We start from the raw sequence: 21,744 nt of genomic DNA on the forward strand, positions 1-21,744 counted from the left end.
CTTTTCTTTTGTACAAAAAAGCAATTAAGCAGCCATGGCCGCTTTGGCGTAACGATGGACACTCTCCATCAACCGTTCCTTGTCCAGTTTGATGTGGTATTCATTCACACCGACCGCCTTGCCGCGGGCAACGTCTTCTTCGGCCGCCAGTGTGGTCAGGGCAATGACCGGTAAGTGGCGGAATCGTTTGTCGCTTTTAATTTTTTCGGTCAGGGTGAAACCATCCATATTCGGCATTTCAATGTCAGTGACCACCATGGTGATTTCGTCGCCTTGCGCTTCGAGAACACCCCAGGCTACTACACCATCTTCTCCCTCAAGAACATTGAAGCCGGCTTCTACCATGTAGCCTTTCACCTGATTGCGGAAAAAATTCGAATCCTCGACTATAAGGATGGTCGGAGCCTGAGCTTCTGCGACATCGAGTTCCGCATAGGCGGCATGATCCTCAAACCATTGGGGATTGGAAATCTGGGTGATCTCGAAAATGTTGACCAGCATAGTGGTTCTGCCGCCGATGATAGTCGACCCCATGATGCCGGGTTGTTTCAGGGTGACATCGTCGATGTCGGCGGAAATCTCAATGGCGTCGATGGGTCCTATGGCCAGCAGGCCGACATCCTTGCCCGCAAGATGGAACACAATGACCAGGAGATCTTCCCGCTCGTCGAGCGGCAGGACCGAGGACACCTCATCAATGCTGATCAGGGGCAGGCTGCCCCCACGATACTGCATGACCCGTCGTCCCCCAATTTCTTCAATGTCATGTCGTTTGATTTTTTCGACGCGTTCAACTTGATTAAGCGGTACACCAAATTGCTCAGTAGCTGAGCTGGAGAAGGTGAGCAGAGATTGTTTGTCGCGGGTTTTAGTGATAGCATCCTTGGCCGCTTCGTTTAATTCTTTAGCTCGTTCGGAACCCTCAAGCGAAGTCAGGCCGGCCATACGGGCAATGTTGGAGACGTCGAGGATCAGGGCAATTCGGCCGTCACCCATGATAGTGGCGCCGGCATACCCCTGACACTGTTGCAGATGGCGTCCCAGTGGTTTGATGACGATTTCTTCAGAATCATGCAGTCGATCGACAATCAGTCCATATCGCATGGCTCCGGTTGAAACAACGACGATATTCAGGGCACTAGAGGCACTTTGCCGCCGTTCGTTTTCTTTTCTCTTGCGCTCCTGTTCTCTTTCTCTGGTTTCGGGAGGAGGCGCCCCCTCTTCCTTAAATAGAGGTGTGGATTTGGACCGGCGATCGGCTATGTTCTGCCTTCGATCCGGTCTGGTCTCGTCCTGCACCGGATCGTAATAAGTCGGATCAATATCGAAAACCTCTGCCATCCGGATCAGTGGCAGCAGGTTGCCACGAAGTCGCACCACTTCTGCATCACCAACCCGCTCTACCCGTTCCTTGACTGTGGCAGCTGGAATACGCAGCAGTTCCTCAAGATTCACTTGGGGAATGGCGTAGCGTTCTCCTCCGGTCATGACGATCTGGCAGGGGATAATAGCCAGGGTCAGAGGCAGTTTGATGCTGATGGTTGAACCCTTGCCGACCTCAGATTCAATCTCAATAGAACCGCCCAATTGATCCAAGTTGGTTTTGACCACATCCATGCCGACGCCTCGTCCGGAGACATCAGTCACCTTTTTGGCGGTGGAGAAACCGGGCAGCAGAATGAGATTGATGCGCTCTTTCTCCGACATGACCTTGGCCTGATCGGATGTGATCAACCCTTTTTTGACGGCAGCTTCTGCGAGCATGTCACCGTCTAAACCCTTGCCGTCGTCACTGATTTCAATGACAACCTGGCCGGCCGCATGATAGGCTTTAAGGACAATCAATCCACGGATATCCTTTCCCTTTTTCTTGCGCTCTTCGGGTGTTTCGATACCATGATCGACCGAATTGCGCACCAGATGGGTGAGCGGATCGTTGATCGATTCGATGATGGTCTTGTCGAGTTCAACATCCTTACCGACAATGGTAAGATCCATCTGTTTGCCGAGCTTTTTGGAGAGGTCGCGGACAACACGGGGAAATTTACTAAAGACATTGCCAATGGGCTGCATCCGGGTCAGCATGATGGCTTCCTGCAACTCCGAAGTGACCAAGTCGATGCGCTGCCCTACTGCTTCGGCGTTACGGACGTCGCCAGAGGTGATGGTTTGCAGCAATTGGTTACGGGAGAGGACTAATTCGCCAGCCAGATTCATCAATTGATCGAGAAGGCTGACCGTTACTCGGATGCTGGTGTCTGTTTTTTGTATATTTGGTGCGGATTTGCGCCTGGTGCCGCCGTCGGCATCCGGCGATGCCGCAGCGGCATGATCGGCATCGGAGTCATGCTCATCCATCGGTTCGTCTTCGAGATCAATCGAAACTTCTTCGGCAACCTCTTCTTCAATTTCCGGTTCCGGTTCAGGTTCAGCAACCGCTTTCGTTGTGACCGCAACCTTGGTTTCCGGAGGGGGAGCAGCTGCGCGCGGTGCCTTAGGGGTGGCGGCAGGCGCGTCTCCTCCCTCGTAAATGGTGTTTAACGCGTTGGTATGGCTAGAGATGTCGACGGTATTACTGTTGCCGACATCCTCGATCATATGCTGGAGTTCATCGGCAGCAAGCAGGAGCACGTTGATAATGTCGGGATTGGGGACGAGCTTGCTGCTCCGGATCAGTCCCAAGACGTTTTCTGCGGCATGGGCGAGATCTTGGATAACGGTCAATCCCATGAATCCTGCACCGCCCTTGATTGAATGGGCGGCACGGAAGACCTTGTTGACAAGTTCGACATCAATATCGGCGCCCCCCTCCTCGATGGAGAGAAGATCATTTTCGATATCAGCTAAATGCTCAAGCGATTCTTCTATGAAACCCTGCAATATTTCATCATCTTCTATCGACATAAACGGTTCTCCTTCAATAAGATGGTAACGTGTTCAACAAGAAAGATCACCTGATCGCCTAGCTGGGTTGAGAGTGCAGGCACCCTGAAACCCATGGGAATCTTGATCTTAGAAGTATTGTACGTGTCCGGAAATGATTGTACAGATTTTTTTGGGACACGGGTTATTATTGAGAACCATTAGGTTTCTCATCGACCATGGCGAATTGAACGCCGGTGCACGTTAAAGAAAGAGAATAAGAAGGAAAAAACGGATGTATGGGGTGATTCGAAGGAAATCGTATACGGATGAAAGACTACAGCAAAACGCCGGAGTTCAGGTGTGGGCTGTTGGGGAAGCTGGAGTAGGGAGGTGAGGGGTTACTTGCCTATGGCGTGCAGGGTGAGCGAATAAGTGATGATCCTACCTGCTAAGGGATGGTTGTAATCGATAGTAACCGTTTCGCTGCCGGCGGCAAGCACGGTTGCGGGCACTTGTTGTTTCACCCCGTCCTTTTCAACGGCGAGCGAGAGTATCATACCGGGCTTGGGGTCGATTCGGCCGGCGAAAGTGGCGCGGGACACCTCATGGACCAATGCTTTGTAATACGGACCATAGGCGTCTTCCGGCTGGATGTGCACTGTTTTGCTTTGTCCTGGTTCCATGCCCAGCAGTGAGGCCTCGACCGCTTTAAGTATCCTTCCTGAACCAATGGTCAAGATGATCGGTTTGGTTTCTGGAGCGCCTTCAATCACCTCTCCTGACGGGAGAGAGGCGGTATAACTGACGGATACGGTATCAAATAATTGTACAGGGCACATGAATGTAGTCCTTATGGGGGAAGGGGGAGCCATTTTTTTGCGGCACTATACCCATTGCCTCTCTTTTTGACAAGTGGTGGCATTCGCCGACTGAACACTTGACAAAGTGGCAATGAAGGCATAAATGTGCAAACCCCAAATATGCCGAATGAAAACGGGTGAACAAGGAGTCAGTTATAGCAGGGACCTGGGTGATACCGGTTCTGATTGAAGTGCTTTATTCTTCAAAATAGACCTCCACTCCCCTCTGGAGGAGTGGAACGATAAATTTGGAATCCAAATTTTATGATAGAACTCGCTTTTGCCAAGGATGCCAACGGCCTCTTGCCGGCCATTGTTCAAGATCACCAGACTGGTGAGGTACTTATGCTCGCCTATATCAACAAGCTCGCCTGGCAAAAAACCCTGGAAACAGGGAAGGCGCATTACTGGAGCCGTTCACGGAGCAGTCTATGGCTGAAAGGTGAAACTTCAGGCCATGTGCAGCTCATTAAGGAAATTCTCGTTGATTGCGATCAAGACACAGTTGTGTACAAGGTGGAACAACTGGGTGGTGCAGCTTGCCATACCGGCTATCGCAGTTGCTTTTACCGCAAGGTGAACGGCGATCAATTAACCGTCCATGAGACCGAGCGGATCTTTGATCCGGCTGCGGTTTATGGCACGAAATAATACGCACCACCCTACTTTAATTAACAAGGAAGAAAAATGAATGTACTGAAATTGGGTATTCCGAAAGGCAGCCTGGAGGACGCCACCATCGCTCTGTTCGAGAAATCGGGTTGGAGGATCAAGTTAGCCTCGCGTAATTATTTCCCCGAGGTCGACGATCCTGAACTTTCCTGTTCAATCTGCAGGCCACAGGAGATGTCCCGATATGTGGAATCAGGCATGTTGGATGCCGGTATTACCGGCAAAGATTGGACCTTGGAGAACGAATCGGATGTTGAGATCGTCGCTGACCTGGTTTACTCCAAGGTCAGCAAAAGGCCGACCCGCTGGGTGATTGCTGTTCCCGGTGACTCCAACATCACCCGAGTCGAGCAGTTGGACGGTAAGCGGGTCGCCACCGAATTGGTTAATGTCACCCGCAAATTTTTCGAGCAGCGTGGCCTCAATGTCGATATCACCTTTTCTTGGGGGGCGACCGAGGCCAAGGCGGTTTCTGGTCTGGCCGACGCCATTGTCGAGGTCACCGAGACCGAGTCGACCATCCGCGCCCATGGGCTGCGCGTCATTCATGAATTAATGCAGTCCAACACCCAATTGATCGCCAGCAAGGCCACCATGGCCGATCCGTGGAAGCGCAACAAGATAGAAAATATTGCTATGCTGCTCCAAGGGGCGTTACGGGCTGACCGAATCGTGGGGCTCAAAATGAATGTTTCCAAGGAGCAACTGGATGTGGTGATTAATATGCTCCCCAGTCTCCACGCGCCTACCGTAGCTCAGCTATACAAACAGGAATGGTTTTCGGTGGAGACGGTCATTTCCGAGCATCAGGTGCGCGATCTGGTGCCCCAGTTGAAGAAAAACGGAGCGGAAGGCATTATCGAGTATTCCTTGAACAAGGTCATCTGAGAATAAATTAATGCCTCAAGCAACCAATACAGGGGAGGGAAGGGGGAAGCCTTTGGATTACCGAAAGGTGCACTTCCTCCTTTCCGCCCACGCTATCCGGCAATTGCCGGCGCCGGACTATCCGGATGTCGCCTTTGCCGGGCGGTCCAATGTCGGCAAGTCGAGTCTGATCAACCGGCTGGTCGACCGGACAAGTCTGGTCAAAACCAGTTCTAAACCGGGGAAAACGCAAAGTCTCAATTATTTTCTCGTTGACGACGCCCTGTATCTGGTTGATCTTCCCGGTTACGGTTTTGCCCAAGTCTCCCAGGAAACCCGGAAAAGCTGGCAGGGATTGCTCACCGAATATGTCGAAACCAGATCGACCCTTGCTTGCGTAGTCGTCATCATCGATCTGCGCCACGAACTCAAGGCCTTGGATCGGGAATTGATCGACTGGCTCCGGTACCTGAAAAAACCCTTCCTGCCTGTGTACACCAAGGCGGATAAGCTGTCTCGCAACAACCAGCTGAAAAATGCGGCAATCCTGGATGCGGGTCTGACCCTCACCGCCGATGAACGGATCGTCTTTTCCGCCCGGACCGATCATGGGTTGGACAGTCTGCGAAGCCGAATAGCCGCCTTTGCCAACAGTATGGTGATTGCTCCGGAAAAGGAAGAAGACAATCTTACTGGTCCGATTTAAGCACCGCAAGAAAGGCGCGCTGGGGGATATCGACATTGCCCACCGTCTTCATCCGTTTTTTTCCTTCCTTTTGTTTTTCCAAGAGTTTTCTCTTTCTGGAGATGTCGCCGCCATAACATTTGGCGGTCACGTCTTTGCGCAGAGCTGAGATGGTCTCCCTGGCAATGACATTGCCGCCAATGGCCGCCTGAATGGCAATTTTAAACATCTGCCGGGGAATTTCTTCCTTTAAACGTTCGCAGGCTTTGAGCCCTCTCTCCCTGGCCTTGATCCGATGGGTGAGTTGCGAGAGTGCATCAACCTGCTCGCCATTGACCAGAATATCGAGCTTGACCAGATCGCTGGGACGGTAATCCATAAGCTCGTAGTCAAACGAGCCGTAACCTTGGGTGACGGATTTCAACCTGTCGTAGAAATCGTAAATCACCTCGGCCAGGGGGAGCTCACAGGTAAATTCGATCCGTCCAGGCATAGGATAATGATACTTGGTGTTTTCACCGCGTCGCTCCATGCACAGAGTCATGACCACCCCCATGTATCGCTCGGGGATATGGATGGTGGCTTTGATAAATGGTTCCTCGATACGAGCGATGGAACCTGGATCAGGGAAATAAGAGGGGTTGTCGAGCTCAACCACGGTTTTGTTCTGCAGATAGAAAATATATTTGACCGTAGGTACAGTCAGGATCAGGGAAATGTCGAATTCTCGCTCCAACCGCTCCTGAACGACTTCCAGATGGAGCAGCCCCAGAAAACCGCATCGAAAACCGAAACCAAGTGCCGCCGAGGAGTCTTTTTGGAAGGAGAGGGCGGCATCGTTGAGTTTTAGTTTTTCCAAAGCGGTGGCAAGTTCCTCGTACTCATCACTGGCGATTGGATAGAGTGAGGAGAAAACTACCTGCTGTACTTCCTTGAAGCCGGGCAGGGCAGCGGGACAGGGATTTTCTTTCAAGGTGAGGGTGTCGCCGGGACGGGTATCAGAAACCGTTTTCACCCCAGCGATGATATATCCAATTTCGCCGGCGGAGAGTTGTTGCTTCGGTTCGCGGCGCACGTTGAAAATGCCTAGTTCCTCCACCCGGTACTCAGCCCCATTGGACATGAATAGGATCTGGTCACCGGTTTTGACTGTACCGTTAATAATTCTCACCGAGATGACTGTACCGCGATAAGGATCGTAGTTGGCATCAAAGATTAGCGCCTCCAGTGGTTTGCCAGGATCACCAATGGGCGGGGGCAGCAAACGGACAATGGCATTGAGCAGCTCCGGCACTCCCTGGCCGGTTTTGGCGGAACACATCTGGATGGTCTCACCGTCAAGACCCAAATCCTCCTCGATTTGCGCCGCCACCTTTTCCGGTTCAGCGGCCGGCAAGTCGATTTTGTTGATTACCGGTATAACTTCCAGGTTGTTCTCCATGGCTAAGTAGAGATTAGCCAAGGTTTGCGCCTCTATCCCTTGCGCCGCGTCGATTAGGAGCAGTGCCCCTTCGCAGGAGGAAAGAGCACGGGAAACCTCGTAGCTGAAATCGACGTGCCCCGGGGTGTCCACCAGATTGAGCGTGTATGTTTTGCCGTTCTCGGCAAGAAAGGGTAAGCAGATAGTCTGCGACTTGATGGTAATGCCGCGTTCCCGCTCGATATCCATGGTATCGAGCATTTGATCCTTGAACTCCCGGTCGGTGACCATGTTGCAGAGTTGGATCATCCGATCGGCAAGGGTTGACTTGCCATGGTCAATATGAGCGATAATGCTAAAATTTCGTATTTTATCCATACAGAAGAGAAAAAGAAGTGAAAGGGGGAATGAAGCTATTGTAGAGCCGGGTATCCTTAGCACAGATTCCCCCAAAAAAAAACTCTTCAACCGAACCCTGTCGTATTAAAGTGTTTTTTTTTTTGTTTTCGGGTAGTCTGACTTAATAAACCCTGCATGAGAGTCCTCTCCCCTGCAGGGTTGTCTTTTCTAATGATATACCAGAGATTCATGAGAGATCAGAGCGAAATCGACAATCTGGATCTGGAGGAGCCACCGCCGCCGCAGCAGCATGCCTTGATGCTGACCAGCAGCGACGACAATCTTCCAGCGCTCAGCAACCCTGCCCTTCATCGCTACCTCCAGGAAATCAGCCAGTACGAACTGCTCAGCCGTGAAGCAACGGAAGAGTTGGCCGTGCGCTTCCAGGAAACCGGCGATCCGGATGCCGCCTATCGCTTGGTTTCCTCGAACCTGCGTCTGGTGGTGAAGGTCGCCATGGATTTCCAGAAATACTGGATGCAAAATTTCATGGACCTTATTCAGGAAGGCAATGTCGGCTTGGTCCAGGCAACCAAAAAATTCGATCCCTACCGGGGAGTGAAATTTTCCTATTACGCGGCCTACTGGATTCGTGCCTACATCCTCAAGTTCATCATGGACAACTGGCGACTGGTTAAGATCGGGACCACCCAGGCGCAGCGCAAACTCTTCTTTAGTCTAAATAAAGAGAAGAAATTGCTCGAATCTCAAGGCTTTAAGCCGGAGATCAAGTTGCTGGCGGAGCGATTGAACGTCAAGGAAAGCGAAGTGATCGAGATGGGGCAGCGCATGGATAACTGGGATGTCTCCCTGGAAGCCCCCGTCCGTAGCGACTCGGAAGATGAGCAGAAAAATTTCCTGCCCCATGACGGGCCGGGAATTGAAGAAGTTGTTGCCAGCCAGGAAATGCGCGAACGACTGGCCGTTATTCTTGCCGATCTCAGCACACGGCTCAACGAAAAAGAACAGGTCATCCTCAATACCCGCCTGCTGAGTGACGAGCCCAAAACCTTGCAAACCATTGCCGATGAGTTTCACATCTCGCGAGAGAGAGTTCGGCAGATAGAAGCTAATTTATTAAAAAAATTACGTAAACAGTTCGAAAAAGAAATGCCTGACATTCAGGATTTTCTCAGCGGCGACGGCGTGATTCTTGCCGCTGGACCGGCAGATCAGTTTTCCTGACCTCCTCGCTCTTTTCAACACACCCCCTATCTCTACCTTACAAAGCCCAATGAATGTCCCTTTGCTTGATTTAAAACCGCAGCTGGCTTCCTTACGTCCACAAATTATTAAGGCCGTCACCAGAGTTATTGATTCTACTGGTTATATTTTAGGACGTGAAGTTAATGAACTGGAAGAGAAAATCGCTCGATACTGCGGCTCAAGCTACGGTATCGGAGTTTCCTCCGGAACTGATGCCCTCTTAGCCGCGTTAATGTCACTTGAGATCGGCGCGGGCGATCTTGTTTTGACAACGCCTTACACCTTTTTTGCTACCATGGGTACGGTGCTTCGGGTGGGGGCGCAACCGTTGTTCGTCGATATCGAGTCTGAGAGTTTCAACATCGATCCTGAACTGATGGCCGAGGCCTTGGCAGCGGATCGACAATCCGGAAGCCGCATCAAAGCGATTATTCCGGTGCATCTTTACGGTCAATGCGCCAATATGCAGCGCATTATGGCACTTGCTAACGAATACGGCATTCCAGTGATCGAAGATGCGGCTCAGGCTATTGGTGCTGAGTTCCCCAGCGAAGAAAACGGTGCGGTTGTTTGGCGGCGAGCCGGATCTTGGGGACTTTGCGGCTGCTTTTCTTTTTTCCCTAGTAAAAACCTTGGCGGAATCGGCGATGGCGGCATGATTACCACCTCGAGCCAAGCATTTGCCGACATTGTTCGATCCAATCGAAACCACGGAGCGGAGCCCAAATACTTTCATTCACGGGTTGGGGGCAATTTCAGGCTCGATCCGATACAGGCCGCTGTGCTTGCAATTAAACTGGAACATCTAGAGGAATGGCATGCTGCCCGTCGGGTCAATGCCGACCATTACCGCCACCTTTTCCAGGAGGCTGGTCTGGTCGACAACCCTGTCAGGTTGCCTAAAGCGATGTATGCCGAAGCTGAGAACGCCGAGTTGCATAACCACCATATTTATAATCAGTTCATTATTCGCGTACCCGAACGAGATAAGTTGCGGCAGTTCCTTTTTGATAACTCTGTTGGCTGCGAGATTTACTATCCTCTCTGTCTGCACCAGCAAGAATGCCTCACGTCCGAAGCATACAAGAAGCAATATTTTCCGATTGCGCAACAGGCGGCCGCCGATTCCCTGGCTTTGCCTATTTTTCCTGAACTGACCTACGACCAACTGTCCTATGTAGTCGAAACAATAAAACAATTTTATCGCGCAAGGTGAACGCTTCGGTTTCAAGCAGTCGAGAGTGACAACCGAGAATGCTTTCCTCGCAGGTGTTAAGTAGTTTTTACGATATTGATGTTGTCGGAAAGCGTTGGGTTCTGCTCAGCGCTTTCTTCTTATGTATCTGTTGAAGAATCACAAACAGGAGGGGTGAACATGGTTGTACGTATCCCGATGTCCTTGACGGGAAATCGGAAGCTTCGTCAAGAACTGGAACGGCTTGAACGGGTGGAGCGTCCTGAAATAGTCAAGGCGATCGAGGTGGCGAGGGCGCACGGAGATCTCAGCGAAAATGCGGAATATCACGCCGCCAAGGAACGTCAAAGCCTGGTGGAAGGAAGGATCCTTGAATTAAAAGATAAGCTCGGCCGCGTTGAGATCATTGACTGTTCCAAGGTTTCCACCAATCGAGCTGTTTTCGGAACCGTGGTCACCCTGATGGACCTGACAACCGAAGTAGAAGTGACGTATCAACTCCTAGGGCCGGAAGAGTCTGATGTTAAAAAAGGGTCAATTTCCGTTTTTTCCCCGCTCGGCAAAGCACTTTTAGGTAAAGAAGTAGGGGATGAGGTAAAGACCAAAACACCCGGCGGCATACGGGAATTCGAGATAATCTCTATTTCTTCTTCAACTATCCAGTAGCAACCTGTTTAATTGGAGAAAAATTTGAACCATTGAAGAAAACAGCCGTGCATTAGAGGTGAAAAAAAGGTCGCGATTGTCGAGGAGAAAGGGGAATTTTGGCAGGGTGGGGAGCTGAATGAACAGGAAGGGGTCACCCAGCTCCCGCCAGAAAACCGGTCTGAAAAAGGGAAGTGATTTGATTGCTCACTTCCTCAAGACTATGGGGGCACTCGTTACCTGTATGCCAACATATTGAAATTTCGTCTAAAGCTCCAAAAACAATCTGGCGCGCAATGTCCGGCTGAATATCTCTTCGAAACGTCCCGTCTTCCTGCCCTTGTACAATAATAGCGGCAATGATTTCCAAATATTCATTAAATTTATTTTTTCGATATTCACGAATAAGTTTGCTGGTTTGCCGCAACTCGATGTGAATGACTTCGGCGAGATACCGGTTTTTCTTCATCTCCATGAGATGATTATTGACAAAGATTTCCAGCCTGGCCTTGGAACTGCTTTCCTTGTCCAGCAACGAGCTGACATGATCGATCAGCTTGCCGATCTCTTGTTCGAAGACAGATAACAGGATGTCGAATTTATTGTTGAAATAAAGATAAATGGTGCCATCGGCCACCTTGGCTTCCTTGGCGATATCGGAAATCCTGGCGTTAAAGAAGCCTTTTTTGGCAAATACCTTTGTGGCAGCACGTATAATTTTACGATGCTTGTCTGGTGATTTCATTTAATATGTTGAAACAGGCAATTGCTGTTGAAAATGAATGAGTCCTCATTCCGAAGGTAACAGGTTGCCGATGAAAATGTCAAGAAAAATGCCGGGATCTTGTCAGGCACGCCGAATGATAGAGGTGCTCGCCACCTATTATTTTACTGGACGAGACTCAGGATAATTTATTAGAAAGAATATGGTCATTGACACAAAATCAAGGTTGGGAGGAGAGCCGGATGAAAATATTGGTGATAGGAGGAGGTGGCCGCGAGCATGCGCTTGTCTGGAAACTGAAGCAATCCGACAAAGTCGGTACGGTCTTTTGCGCACCAGGTAATGCCGGCATCAAAGATATGGCGCAATGCGTCGATATATCTGTTGGCAATATTAACGCTCTGTTAGATTTTGCCCTTAACGAGCAGATCGATCTCACGATTGTCGGCCCAGAAGATCCGTTGACCCAGGGGATTGTAGACCTCTTTCAAAGAAATGGCCTTCGCATCTTTGGGCCTGATAGCAAAGGAGCGATACTAGAAGGCAGCAAGGTCTTCACCAAAGATTTTCTCAAGAAATATCAAATACATAGTGCCCGATACGACTCCTTTACGAAACGGAGTGCGGCAAAAAAATTCATCAAATCCATCGGTGTGCCTTGCGTGGTCAAAGCCGACGGCCTTGCTGCCGGTAAGGGTGTTATTATTGCCCAAAGCATCGAAGAGGCCGAGCAGGCCGTTGATCTGATTATGAAGGAAAAAGCCTTCGGTGCCGCCGGCAAGCAAGTGGTGATTGAAGAATTTCTTCAGGGTGAAGAAGCCTCTTTTATTGCCTTTACAGATGGGAAAACGGTGCTGCCACTACCGTCCTCTCAGGATCACAAGGCCATTTTCGATGGAGATAAAGGTCCCAACACCGGAGGGATGGGCGCCTATTCGCCGGCTCCGGTGATGACTGAGGCCCTCACCAAGAGGGTGATGGAAGAAGTTATGCTGCCAACCGTCCGCGGTATGGCCGCAGAAGGACGCCCTTACAAAGGGATGCTTTATGCAGGATTGATGATCGAGGGAGATCGGATCAATGTGCTCGAATTCAATTGCCGTTTCGGCGATCCGGAGTGCCAGCCGCTATTGATGCGATTGAAAAGTGATCTAGTGGAAATTCTGGACGCCTGTATAGACGGCACTCTTGATAAGGTGCAAATTGAAATTGACTCAAGACCCACGGTCTGTGTGGTCATGGCCTCCGAAGGCTATCCCGGCACCTATGCCAAAGGGAAGGTTATTACCGGCTTGCAGGCGGCATCTAAGCTGGAGGGAGTGGAGGTCTTTCATGCCGGGACAGCGGTTAAGGGACACCAAACGGTGACAAACGGAGGCCGGGTCTTAGGTGTAACCGCCATAGGCGACACCATTCAAACAGCCATAGATCGGGCTTATCTAGCGATCGAAGAAATACAATGGCAAGGGAGCTACTATCGCCGCGATATCGGCCACCGCGCTTTAGCCCGCCTTGCGATCACCAATAAACCGCTTGTTGGCATTGTCATGGGAAGCGATTCCGATCTTCCGGTGATGCGTGCTGCCGCTGATTTTCTCACCTTGGCCGGTGTCGGATATGAATTGACCATCTCGTCGGCGCATCGTACGCCGGAGCAGGCCTGTGCCTATGCCAAAACTGCACGGGAACGTGGACTCAAACTCATTATCGCTGGGGCGGGGATGGCTGCTCATCTTGCCGGTGTGCTCGCTGCCCACACCACCTTGCCGGTGATCGGCGTTCCTTTGGACGCCTCCTCCCTGAACGGTCTCGATGCGCTTCTTTCGACCGTGCAGATGCCTCCCGGCATCCCGGTCGCCACTATGGGGATTGGCAAGGCTGGGGCGAAAAATGCGGCGGTGCTAGCTGTCCGCATTCTGGCCCTTAATGACGCAGTCCTGCAGGCCAAGCTCGAACAGCACGTTCAAGAGATGGCCGAACAAGTCGCGTCTAAAAACAAGGCGTTGGCAATGTGAATTGGCCTGTTGCCGTTAATCGGAAAAATCTTGACCATGCCGCCTCCCTTCTTCGTGCTGGCGGCGTGGTTGCCTTTCCCACTGAAACTTATTACGGTCTTGCAGTTGATCCGTTTAACCCCCAGGCCCTAGAGCGGCTGTTCTTCGTCAAGCATCGACCTCGAAGGCTGCCTATCCTCGTTCTAGTGGCCGGTACGGATCAACTCCCACTGTTGACAGGGAAGGTGCCAGCAGTCTACGGTCGGTTGATCGATTGTTTCTGGCCAGGCCCCTTGACTTTGGTCTGCCCGGCATTGCCCTTGCTTCCATCGCAGTTGACAGGAAAAACCGGAACCATTGCTCTTCGCCACTCTCCCCATGAGACGGCAAACGCCTTAATTGTTGCGTTTGATGGTCCAATTACTGCCACCAGCGCCAATATAACTGGTTTTCCGGCAGCGGTTACGGCCGAAGAGGTTGCCCGAATATTCGACTCTGAAATTGACCTCATCCTTGATGGCGGTCCGACACCCGGTGGTAGCGGCTCAACACTTGTCGGAATTGACAAAGGAACTCTCTTTTGTATCCGCGAAGGAAAAATCGGGTTTTCTGCAGTGCAAGATTGCACGGCGGCTCTTGCCCTTCATGATTAACCAGAATGCCGGAGACAGGTATGGCCGATTTACATTGGAATAAAGCGTTTGCGTTAGAACAGACAGCCGGTGACGAGGAGCTCCTTGAGGAATTGTTGGTTTTGTTCAGGGATTCCTCCGTTTCCGATTATACCCAATTACAGCAGGCGGTTGCAGCAGGTGATGCTGCAGGCGTCGTGCGGGCTGCCCACAGTTTGAAAGGAGCAGCTGCCAGTCTGGGGATTGAAGGGATTCGGCAGGTGGCGAGCCACATGGAAGCGGATGGGCGCAATAATTCGGTGGTTGTTGCCAGAGAGCAACTGACAGCTATGGGGGATCTGCTGGAGCAACTTAAAAATCTTTAGTTGTTGCCTACCTGGCAACAAAAAACAGGACTGCTTCGAAAGAAGCAGTCCTGTTTTTTTGTTGGAAAGAGAGGCAAGACTATAGGCGTAAAGTCATTGCTGTCTTATAGATTTTCCCACAATAAAATCTGCGGAGAAACAGTACGTTGAGCAACGGTTGGTTTAAAAAGTTCGATTAAATTCCTCTTGGTGAAGAGATTGAGTTGGAGCACCCGGAGGATCTGCTGCATCGAACTGCCCAATTTTGCTTTGAAATTGAGATAAGCGACCAGGAGGTACACGCATAGGGCTACCCAAACCTGGGTCAGCGCCGCGTTACTGGAAGTTCCGAGAAAAGTTTTGATTTTCAGGTTCTGCTTGATCCACTTGAAGAACAATTCGATCTGCCATCTCTCTTTGTAAATGGCTGCGATCTCCTTGGCTTTCAGGTGGTGTGCATTGGTGACAAAGCGATATTCGACACCGGTTTCCGCATCGGTGTATGCGACCAAACGAAGAGGCTCCTTGACGCCCTTGAGCCGGATGGACTGGTCATTGGTGATGCCGGGGCTTTTACGTCCAGCCCGTTTGAGCAGGTATTCGACATCGGCGTTGCTTTTCAGGCGGGTGACAAAGAAAATGGAGTTTATGGTCAGGTCATTATACCATGCGTAATCGGTGAAGCCGCGATCAAAGCAGACAAAGGATCCCTTGGGAAGTTTGAGGGTTTTGGCCCAGTTGATCTCATGCACCTTGCCGCTGGTCATGTCCATGAACGCGGGGATAAAGCCATCGGCATCCAGCCCCATGTGCAACTTGATGGCCCCTTTTTTCTGCCGAAACTCGGCCCATGGAAACACGGACAGGCAGAGATTGATCACTGTGGCATCCAAGAGATAGAGCTTGCCTTGGAAGGAGAACTTGTGTTTGGGCGCAACCAGTTGGCATCGGCTCAAAAGCCGGGTGAACAGTGCCTGATAAAGGGTGGCAGGCTGCTCGGCATTCACCCGTGCCAGCGTTGCTTTGCAGGTTTTCTTCATGCCGAGGTGATAGAGGCGTTGGCCTTGCGCCTTCAGGTTGTCGGTGATATCCCGGAGACTTTTTCTTCCGGACATTTGCCCGATCAGCAGAACCAGGAACTGACTCCAACGGTTGTAGGAACGGAACTTCTGTCCCGCATGATGTACTTTGGCAAGAGCATCGAATTCATATCTCGGTACAAGTGCAATCAGTTGCTTCAGCACGATATCGCTATAGGCCATGGCTCGGATCTCCTTGGTTTGTATGATCTTTTTCGCAAAATCATTATACCCCAAAGAGCTCTCCGAGCCTCTCTTTATTGATCATTTATGAGACAGCTGTGGCGTAAAGTGTATTAGGGTTTGATGATCTCGCAATCACACTCGGCGTCTTTGATGTTTAACAGCAAGAATTTTGCGTTAAATCCATGCTTGACTAACTCGTTGTAGGCCATGTCGGCTCGGGCGCCGGTTGAGCAGTGGACATAGATTTTTTTATTTTTGGGCAGTTCATTCAGCCGAGTGGGAATTTCGTCCAGAGGAATGTTAATCGTATTTTTAAAGATGCCCAGTTTGGCCACCTCTTCTTTGGTGCGGGCGTCGACGGTGACGGCATCCTTGTCTTCTCCGGTCGTGGCTTTGCGGAACTCGGCCACGGAAACTTCTCCTTTGCCGAGTTTCCTCACCCACTTGATTTCGGTGTTGAAAATTGGCCCTTTCTCAATTTCGCCCCCTGCCTTAACCCAACCTTCATAACCGCCTTTGACCAGGGAAACAAAGTTAAATTCCTGATCGCGGACAGCGGCTACCGCACTCATGACCTCCTTGTCACCGTAGAGAACGATGGGCGCGTTGCGGGGTACGTCGTCGAGTTTGTCTTCCAGGGTTTCATTCGGCACACTATAGGCGCCTTTGATTCTTCCAGTAATGGCTTTGGCGCTCGGCCTGATGTCGATAAGTGGGGTTCTAAGCCCAAACCGGCGGAATTTATCCAATTAGGAGTCAGCTCACGAAACGTGAAAAAATTGTACGCTAAGCAGATGGAAACGAAAGAAGCTGGAAAATTTTAAAATTCCATGAGCGCAAATGCTGCGATAACGCAGGACCAACAGCTTTGAGTTGAGTGCTTCCTTCGGTTTTCCAGACTATTCATTCTTTAGCTTATTCCACGGCTGCTGCTCTTCCTATCTGTCCAGCGCTGGCCAGAAGTCGTAAGCGCGCAGAACGCCATTCAGCCAGACAACGAATCCGTTCCTGCCGCGCATCGGCCAGGGCTGCTTGGGTGTTCAACAGCTCGTTGATGTCGGCAGCTCCCTTGGCATACTTGCGCTGCGAAACAGCCAGTGCCTTTTGTGCAGCTCCAAGCAGGTTTGCGGAGGCCTCCAGATTCTGCAGGGCGGAAGTGGCATCGGCATGCGCCTTGATGACCTCCATGGCGATCTGATGTTCGGTGTCAGCCAGTACCGCTTCCTTTTGCTCCACCTGGGCCTGGGCGCCCCGAACCTTGTAGGTGGAAGAAAATCCGTCAAAGATGGGCACCGTCAAGACAAGTCCCACAGTGGTTTCTTTCGTGTCGGTGTACGTGACCGCTTCACCGGGCCGGGTATTTTGGTAGTAGCTGGCGGAAAGCCCCAATGAAGGCAAACCTGCCGAGCGAGTGGCTTCGACCCGCTGCTGCGCGGCTTCGAGTTGACTTCGGGCCGCAAGAAGAGCGGGATGCTGTTTCTGGGTTTCATCTAACCAAACGGCCAGAGCCTTGCCGCCATTCTCACCGGCCTTCTCATCCAGGTTCTCCGGCAATGAGATCGCAGGATTTCCAGGCACTCCCAAAAGATATCGCAACACGGACAAGGCTTTTTCATAGCCGCCCTGCGCACGGTTTTTTTCCAAAGAGGCCTTGGCCAAGGCGGTGGTCGCCTGCAGGGTGTCGGTTTGCGCAAGAGCCCCTTTTTCTTCCCGCGACCTTGCTGAACGGAGCGTGTTGGTGGCAATATCCACACTCTCGACTTTTGCGTTGAAGGCCGCACGAGTGGTCAGCGCATCGCAATAGGCTTGAATCACTTCAGTCAGCGCTTTTTGCAAGGTGGCACTGTGGCTGGCGAGTGCCGCTGTCAGTAGATTTTCAGCAGCCTGATGGTTGGCTGTTCGTCCCCCAAAATCAAGGAGGCGCCAGGTCACGGTCCCTTGCGCGGTGTTCTGATCGACATTAGTTTCGGTGAAACGGGAATCCGAATACCTGATCTGGTCATTGGTCCGGCCAAGCGATCCAGTTACTGCGGGTAGATAGGCAGATCGTGCTTCGCCGAGTGCCCCGGCCTGGATTTTGATATTTGCCCAGGAAGATCTGATCTGCGGATTATTGCACAAGGCCAGATCAACAGCCTCGCCCAAAGTCAGCGGCAGAGAAAAATCTTTCTGCGCCGGACAGGGAACCGGCGCGCCGTCGCCCGGAAGCGTGACCCCGGTATGCAGCAAATCAGGCTTGGTGCGCAACGGATCGACAAGCGGATACGCGGGATCAAGAGCCCACGCCGCCGCGGCCCAGATCAATCCTGCCAGCAGCAACACGCCCGTTCGAAAGCCTATCCGTCCATAACATCCTTGATACCTGCCGAAATCAACGCTCATTGAGACTCTCCCGCTTATGCTGCAGCAGCGGACTCAACACGTATTCGATCACCCGGCGCGAGCCGGTCTTGATCTCCACCTTCACCGACATGCCCGGACTCAACTCCATGTCGTGGCCGTTCACCGGGATGATCGAGGTATCCAGTGCGACCCGGATTGAGTAAATCAACCCCTTTTTCTCATCCTTGATGGCATCGCGCGAGACATGCACCACCTTGGCGGGCACGGTGCCGTACTTGGTATATTCAAAGGCATCGACCTTGACCGCCGCCATCTGGCTCTCCTCAACAAAGCCCACATCCTTGTTCTCCAGGAAGGCTTCCACCTCGAGGCGGTTCTCCTTGGGGACGATCAGCATCAGAGGTTGCGCCGCCGGCACCACTCCGCCGATGGTATGCACGGTCAGCTGCTGTACCGTGCCCTCCACCGGCGCAACCAGCTTGAGCAGATTACTGTGTGAGCCTGCCCGCAACGCATCCTGCCGCGCCGCCCCGACGATCTTTTCTCCCTCGGCCAGAGCATCGAAAGCGGCTCGCCTGGTTTCAGCAATCAAAGCCGTCCGCTGGTCCTTTGCCTCCACCAATTGCCCGTGCAGATCAACCCGCGCCTGCTCCTTTTCCAGATACGCGTGCTGGGAGACATCATGCTCCTTGGCCAGTTCCTTGTAATCAACAGCACGCTGGGTCGCCAGCGGCAAGGCTTGGGCATAGCGGGAGATTGCCCCATCGAGGCGTTGGAGTTTGGCCATAAAATCATGGAACTGGCCATCTAAATGCTTTTGCGCCTCGTGCAGCTTTTCGGTAGAGATGCCTTCAAGCGGAGCGAGTGTCGGTCGTTTCCGGCTGTCAACAGCTGTGATCATCGCCCGCGATCTTGCCACCTGCAGGGTCGCCTCCATCACGCTTGACAAGGCCTTGTCGCGCTCGGCATCGGGGGCGCTGGTATCCAGCTCAATCAGCACATCCCCTTTCCGGACCTTTTGCCCTTCCACGACGTGCAGGGCTCTGACGCTGGCTACATCCACCGAGGCAATGGTCTTGGTGCGCCCACTGGGGATGATTTCACCGGTGGCGTTGACAATGATGTCAATGTGGCCCAGAATCGACCAGGCAAGGAGCACGACGACCAACAGTATCAACACCTTGGCCGTCAGACGGGAGGTTGGTGAAACTGGTTTTTCCTGGAGCGAGAGGGCGGCAGGTAAAAATTCCGCTTCATCTTCAGTAAAGAGCCCACCGCCCAACTCATTGCGTTTCTGCCAGTAGTGTTGAAAAACCTTGCGATAATGGCGTAACAACCCGACATACGCCTCTCGCTTGTGTTTGGCGCTCATAGTGCCACCGGTGTCGGGATTGAACCAAGTTGCAATTGATTCAAATGGGCATAAATACCACCATCGATCGCGATCAATTCGCTGTGCGATCCGACCTCGACGATCTGTCCCCGATCCAGCACAATAATGCGGTCCGCGTCTCGCACGGCCGAAAGTCGGTGCGCAATAATCAGCACCGTGCGTCCGGCCCAGATCTTGCGCATGTTGTCCTGGAGGATTTTTTCCGATTCATAGTCCAGGGCGCTGGTGGCCTCGTCAAAAATGAGGATGCGCGGATTGCTGATGAGAGCGCGGGCGATGGCAATCCGTTGCCGTTGGCCGCCGGACAACCCGGCACCATGTTCTCCCACCTGGGTATCGTAGCCTTCCGGTTGTTCGCAGATGAATTCATGGGCGCCTGCGAGCTTCGCCGCCTCGATAATAGTTTCAATGGGAAAAGCGGGGTTAGCCAAGGCAATATTTTCCCGGATGGAGCCAGTGAAGAGAATATTTTCCTGGAGGACTACGCCCAACTGGTGCCGCAAGGAGGTGGTGTCGATCACCGCCAGGTCCTGGCCATCGATCAGTACCCGGCCACGATCCGGAACATAGAGGCGCTGCAGCAGTCGGGCCAGGGTGCTTTTCCCTGAACCTGAACGGCCGACAATGCCGATCACCTCTCCCGGGGCGATCTTGAGCTGGAGGTCACGAATGACGTCCGGGGCATCGGGTCGGTAGCGGAAAGAAACCTGGTCAAACTCGATGGTGCCGGCCAACCGGGGAATCCGGGTTTTCTGGCCCACCACCTCCGTCTTGGCATTGAGAATATCGCCCAGGCGCTGCATGGAAATCCCCACCTGCTGAAAGTCATTCCACAACTGGGCAAGACGAAGGATCGGAGAAGATATTCTCCCGGAGAGCATGTTAAAGGCGATTAATTCACCCACTGTCAATTTGCCCTCCACCACCAGCGACGCGCCAAACCAGAGGATGGCGACCGTCACCAGTTTGCTCACCAGATTCACCCCGCCGCTGGCCACCATGGAGACGTTGTTGGCACTGACTCCTGCAGACACATAGGAGGCGAGCTGTTTTTCCCAGTTCTGAATCCAGCGGGGTTCAACGGCCATCGACTTGACCGTGTCGATGCCACTGATCGATTCCACTAAAAAGGCCTGATTCTTGGCGCCACGATTGAATTTCTCGTTCAGGCGTGCCCGCAAGGTCGGGGTAATCGCCACCGACAAGGCGATATACACTGGTATGGAGATAACGACGACCAGGGTAAGTAAAGCACTGTACCAGAGCATCACCCCAAGAAAGACAAAGGAGAACAACAGGTCCATCACCAAAGTAATGGCATTGCCGGTGAGAAAGGAGCGGATGTTTTCCAGCTCACGGATTCGGGCCACGGAATCACCGACCCGCCGCGACTGGAAATAGGCAAGGGGCAGCGCCAACAGATGCCGGAAAAGCCGGGCGCCGAGCTCGACATCGATCTTGCTGCTGGTGCGGGCAAACACCCAGGTGCGGATTCCGGTAAGAATCGATTCAAACAGGGTGGCGCAGAGCAGCCCGACGGCAATGACATTGAGCGTTTTCATGGCGTGATTGACCAGCACCTTGTCCATCACCACCTGAAAAGCCAAAGGAGTGGCCAGGCCAATGAGCTGCAGCACAAAGGAGATCAGGAGAACTTCGCCCAGCAATTTTCGATATTTGACGATGGCCGGTATGAACCAACTGAAGTCAAATTTGGCCAGTTCCTCGGCAAAACTCGCCTTGGAGGTGAAAAAGAGGAACTGCCCGGACCATTGCGCGAGAAAATCTGGGAGATCGAGCGTCTCGGCGGCAGAACCAGGCCGCTGGACGATGATCTTCGGCCGGGCCTTGTCACCGCCCTCATAGCCGAACTTGACCGCGATACAATAGTTGCCCTCTTTGTCGATGGCCACGGCAGGAAGGGGCGCACGTTCCAGGCGATCCGGGTCCTGCTCAACGGGCTTGGCAGTCATTCCCAGGTGTTTGGCAGCCAGCAGTATCCGTTCCGTGGAAAACGGCTCCTGGCCAAACTCGTGCCGCAGCTGTGTTTCATCAACCGCGATGCCATGATACCTGGCCATCATCACCAATGCCAAAAGCCCTGAATCCATGTCTCCTCGTCTCTGTTAGCAACAAATGGGCACAAACCGCATCCTTGCGGCCCGTACTGATCTCTCGAAAAGCAGCTCTCTTCTCAAGCTGATGGTCACAAAACTCCACTGGCGACAACAACGG

The 21,744-nt window shown here is 52.3% G+C and carries 18 protein-coding genes; 9 read left to right on the forward strand and 9 right to left on the reverse strand.

What is annotated here, in order from left to right; all coding sequences use genetic code 11:
- Nucleotides 1-24 precede the first annotated feature (24 nt).
- Together ACHZCX_RS01995 and ACHZCX_RS02000 are read right to left on the reverse strand one after the other, a co-directional pair.
- Entirely contained in the window at nucleotides 25-2,904 is a 2,880-nt protein-coding gene (locus ACHZCX_RS01995) for a chemotaxis protein CheW (protein ID WP_319585567.1), read from the reverse strand.
- A 359-nt stretch (nucleotides 2,905-3,263) separates the two neighbouring features.
- On the reverse strand, nucleotides 3,264-3,737 hold the full coding sequence (locus ACHZCX_RS02000; RefSeq protein ID WP_319585568.1) for a peptidylprolyl isomerase: 474 nt from the start codon (nucleotides 3,735-3,737) through the stop codon (nucleotides 3,264-3,266).
- Nucleotides 3,738-3,989: 252 nt separating this feature from the next.
- Here ACHZCX_RS02000 and hisI point away from each other — a divergent pair, with 252 nt between their 5' ends.
- The 3 genes from hisI to yihA are packed head-to-tail and all read left to right on the forward strand — an operon-like array spanning nucleotide 3,990 to nucleotide 5,970.
- On the forward strand, nucleotides 3,990-4,376 hold the full coding sequence (gene hisI / locus ACHZCX_RS02005) for a phosphoribosyl-AMP cyclohydrolase (protein ID WP_319585569.1): 387 nt from the start codon (nucleotides 3,990-3,992) through the stop codon (nucleotides 4,374-4,376).
- Nucleotides 4,377-4,412: 36 nt separating this feature from the next.
- Nucleotides 4,413-5,285 carry an ATP phosphoribosyltransferase gene (gene hisG / locus ACHZCX_RS02010; RefSeq protein WP_319585570.1) on the forward strand — a complete coding sequence of 291 codons (873 nt, stop codon included), beginning with the start codon at nucleotides 4,413-4,415 and terminating at the stop codon, nucleotides 5,283-5,285.
- Nucleotides 5,286-5,337: 52 nt separating this feature from the next.
- The gene (yihA, locus tag ACHZCX_RS02015; RefSeq protein ID WP_319585571.1) at nucleotides 5,338-5,970 is read left to right on the forward strand and encodes a ribosome biogenesis GTP-binding protein YihA/YsxC; all 633 of its coding nucleotides are present in this window, start codon (nucleotides 5,338-5,340) and stop codon (nucleotides 5,968-5,970) included.
- Here the strand turns inward: yihA and lepA are convergent.
- Entirely contained in the window at nucleotides 5,954-7,747 is a 1,794-nt protein-coding gene (gene lepA, locus ACHZCX_RS02020) for a translation elongation factor 4 (protein WP_319585572.1), read from the reverse strand. The two genes, yihA and lepA, sit on opposite strands and share 17 nt — an antisense overlap.
- A gap of 210 nt (nucleotides 7,748-7,957) precedes the next feature.
- Here lepA and ACHZCX_RS02025 point away from each other — a divergent pair, with 210 nt between their 5' ends.
- The 3 genes from ACHZCX_RS02025 to greA all read left to right on the forward strand — a co-directional run bounded on the left by ACHZCX_RS02025 (nucleotide 7,958) and on the right by greA (nucleotide 10,835).
- Nucleotides 7,958-8,953 carry an RNA polymerase factor sigma-32 gene (locus tag ACHZCX_RS02025; protein ID WP_319585573.1) on the forward strand — a complete coding sequence of 332 codons (996 nt, stop codon included), beginning with the start codon at nucleotides 7,958-7,960 and terminating at the stop codon, nucleotides 8,951-8,953.
- Nucleotides 8,954-9,014: 61 nt separating this feature from the next.
- Nucleotides 9,015-10,190 (forward strand): DegT/DnrJ/EryC1/StrS family aminotransferase, encoded by a 1,176-nt coding sequence (locus tag ACHZCX_RS02030; protein ID WP_319585574.1) that lies wholly within the window; start codon nucleotides 9,015-9,017, stop codon nucleotides 10,188-10,190.
- Between the two features lie 159 nt (nucleotides 10,191-10,349).
- Complete coding sequence (gene greA, locus ACHZCX_RS02035) at nucleotides 10,350-10,835, forward strand: transcription elongation factor GreA (RefSeq protein ID WP_319585575.1); 486 nt, start codon at nucleotides 10,350-10,352, stop codon at nucleotides 10,833-10,835.
- A 133-nt stretch (nucleotides 10,836-10,968) separates the two neighbouring features.
- Here greA and ACHZCX_RS02040 read toward each other — a convergent pair whose 3' ends face one another.
- On the reverse strand, nucleotides 10,969-11,559 hold the full coding sequence (locus ACHZCX_RS02040; RefSeq protein WP_319585576.1) for a TetR/AcrR family transcriptional regulator: 591 nt from the start codon (nucleotides 11,557-11,559) through the stop codon (nucleotides 10,969-10,971).
- Between the two features lie 221 nt (nucleotides 11,560-11,780).
- Between ACHZCX_RS02040 and purD the strand changes: the two genes are divergently transcribed.
- Genes purD through ACHZCX_RS02055 form a run of 3 tightly spaced genes read left to right on the forward strand, consistent with a single transcriptional unit; the run spans nucleotide 11,781 to nucleotide 14,529 of the window.
- Nucleotides 11,781-13,553: a phosphoribosylamine--glycine ligase gene (gene purD / locus ACHZCX_RS02045; protein WP_319585577.1), complete on the forward strand. Its 1,773-nt coding sequence runs from the start codon at nucleotides 11,781-11,783 to the stop codon at nucleotides 13,551-13,553.
- A complete protein-coding gene (locus ACHZCX_RS02050; protein WP_319585578.1) occupies nucleotides 13,550-14,185 on the forward strand; it encodes an L-threonylcarbamoyladenylate synthase in 636 nt (211 codons plus the stop codon). Before purD ends, ACHZCX_RS02050 begins: the two co-directional genes overlap by 4 nt.
- Nucleotides 14,186-14,205: 20 nt before the next feature.
- Entirely contained in the window at nucleotides 14,206-14,529 is a 324-nt protein-coding gene (locus ACHZCX_RS02055; protein WP_319585579.1) for an Hpt domain-containing protein, read from the forward strand.
- Nucleotides 14,530-14,633: 104 nt separating this feature from the next.
- Here the strand turns inward: ACHZCX_RS02055 and ACHZCX_RS02060 are convergent, their stop codons facing one another.
- The 5 genes from ACHZCX_RS02060 to ACHZCX_RS02080 all read right to left on the reverse strand — a co-directional run bounded on the left by ACHZCX_RS02060 (nucleotide 14,634) and on the right by ACHZCX_RS02080 (nucleotide 21,620).
- Nucleotides 14,634-15,770 (reverse strand): IS4 family transposase, encoded by a 1,137-nt coding sequence (locus ACHZCX_RS02060; RefSeq protein WP_319585580.1) that lies wholly within the window; start codon nucleotides 15,768-15,770, stop codon nucleotides 14,634-14,636.
- Between the two features lie 113 nt (nucleotides 15,771-15,883).
- Nucleotides 15,884-16,522 carry a rhodanese-like domain-containing protein gene (locus ACHZCX_RS02065; RefSeq protein WP_319585581.1) on the reverse strand — a complete coding sequence of 213 codons (639 nt, stop codon included), beginning with the start codon at nucleotides 16,520-16,522 and terminating at the stop codon, nucleotides 15,884-15,886.
- Between the two features lie 166 nt (nucleotides 16,523-16,688).
- The gene (locus tag ACHZCX_RS02070; protein ID WP_319585582.1) at nucleotides 16,689-18,155 is read right to left on the reverse strand and encodes a TolC family protein; all 1,467 of its coding nucleotides are present in this window, start codon (nucleotides 18,153-18,155) and stop codon (nucleotides 16,689-16,691) included.
- Complete coding sequence (locus ACHZCX_RS02075; protein ID WP_319585583.1) at nucleotides 18,145-19,488, reverse strand: HlyD family type I secretion periplasmic adaptor subunit; 1,344 nt, start codon at nucleotides 19,486-19,488, stop codon at nucleotides 18,145-18,147. Before ACHZCX_RS02075 ends, ACHZCX_RS02070 begins: the two co-directional genes overlap by 11 nt.
- Entirely contained in the window at nucleotides 19,485-21,620 is a 2,136-nt protein-coding gene (locus ACHZCX_RS02080; protein ID WP_319585584.1) for a type I secretion system permease/ATPase, read from the reverse strand. Before ACHZCX_RS02080 ends, ACHZCX_RS02075 begins: the two co-directional genes overlap by 4 nt.
- Nucleotides 21,621-21,744 lie beyond the last annotated feature (124 nt).

Source organism: uncultured Desulfobulbus sp. (genome assembly GCF_963662935.2).
Taxonomy (GTDB): Bacteria; Desulfobacterota; Desulfobulbia; order Desulfobulbales; family Desulfobulbaceae; genus Desulfobulbus.

Bases quoted from the DNA above. Each gene is read 5' to 3' on its own strand.
- purD (WP_319585577.1), top strand. From the start codon at position 11,781: ATGAAAATATTGGTGATAGGAGGAGGTGGCCGCGAGCATGCGCTTGTC.
- ACHZCX_RS01995 (WP_319585567.1), bottom strand. From the start codon at position 2,904: ATGTCGATAGAAGATGATGAAATATTGCAGGGTTTCATAGAAGAATCG.
- ACHZCX_RS02075 (WP_319585583.1), bottom strand. From the start codon at position 19,488: ATGAGCGCCAAACACAAGCGAGAGGCGTATGTCGGGTTGTTACGCCAT.
- ACHZCX_RS02070 (WP_319585582.1), bottom strand. From the start codon at position 18,155: ATGAGCGTTGATTTCGGCAGGTATCAAGGATGTTATGGACGGATAGGC.
- ACHZCX_RS02040 (WP_319585576.1), bottom strand. From the start codon at position 11,559: ATGAAATCACCAGACAAGCATCGTAAAATTATACGTGCTGCCACAAAG.
- hisG (WP_319585570.1), top strand. From the start codon at position 4,413: ATGAATGTACTGAAATTGGGTATTCCGAAAGGCAGCCTGGAGGACGCC.
- ACHZCX_RS02000 (WP_319585568.1), bottom strand. From the start codon at position 3,737: ATGGCTCCCCCTTCCCCCATAAGGACTACATTCATGTGCCCTGTACAA.
- ACHZCX_RS02080 (WP_319585584.1), bottom strand. From the start codon at position 21,620: ATGGATTCAGGGCTTTTGGCATTGGTGATGATGGCCAGGTATCATGGC.
- hisI (WP_319585569.1), top strand. From the start codon at position 3,990: ATGATAGAACTCGCTTTTGCCAAGGATGCCAACGGCCTCTTGCCGGCC.
- ACHZCX_RS02025 (WP_319585573.1), top strand. From the start codon at position 7,958: ATGAGAGATCAGAGCGAAATCGACAATCTGGATCTGGAGGAGCCACCG.
- ACHZCX_RS02060 (WP_319585580.1), bottom strand. From the start codon at position 15,770: ATGGCCTATAGCGATATCGTGCTGAAGCAACTGATTGCACTTGTACCG.
- lepA (WP_319585572.1), bottom strand. From the start codon at position 7,747: ATGGATAAAATACGAAATTTTAGCATTATCGCTCATATTGACCATGGC.
- greA (WP_319585575.1), top strand. From the start codon at position 10,350: ATGGTTGTACGTATCCCGATGTCCTTGACGGGAAATCGGAAGCTTCGT.
- ACHZCX_RS02055 (WP_319585579.1), top strand. From the start codon at position 14,206: ATGGCCGATTTACATTGGAATAAAGCGTTTGCGTTAGAACAGACAGCC.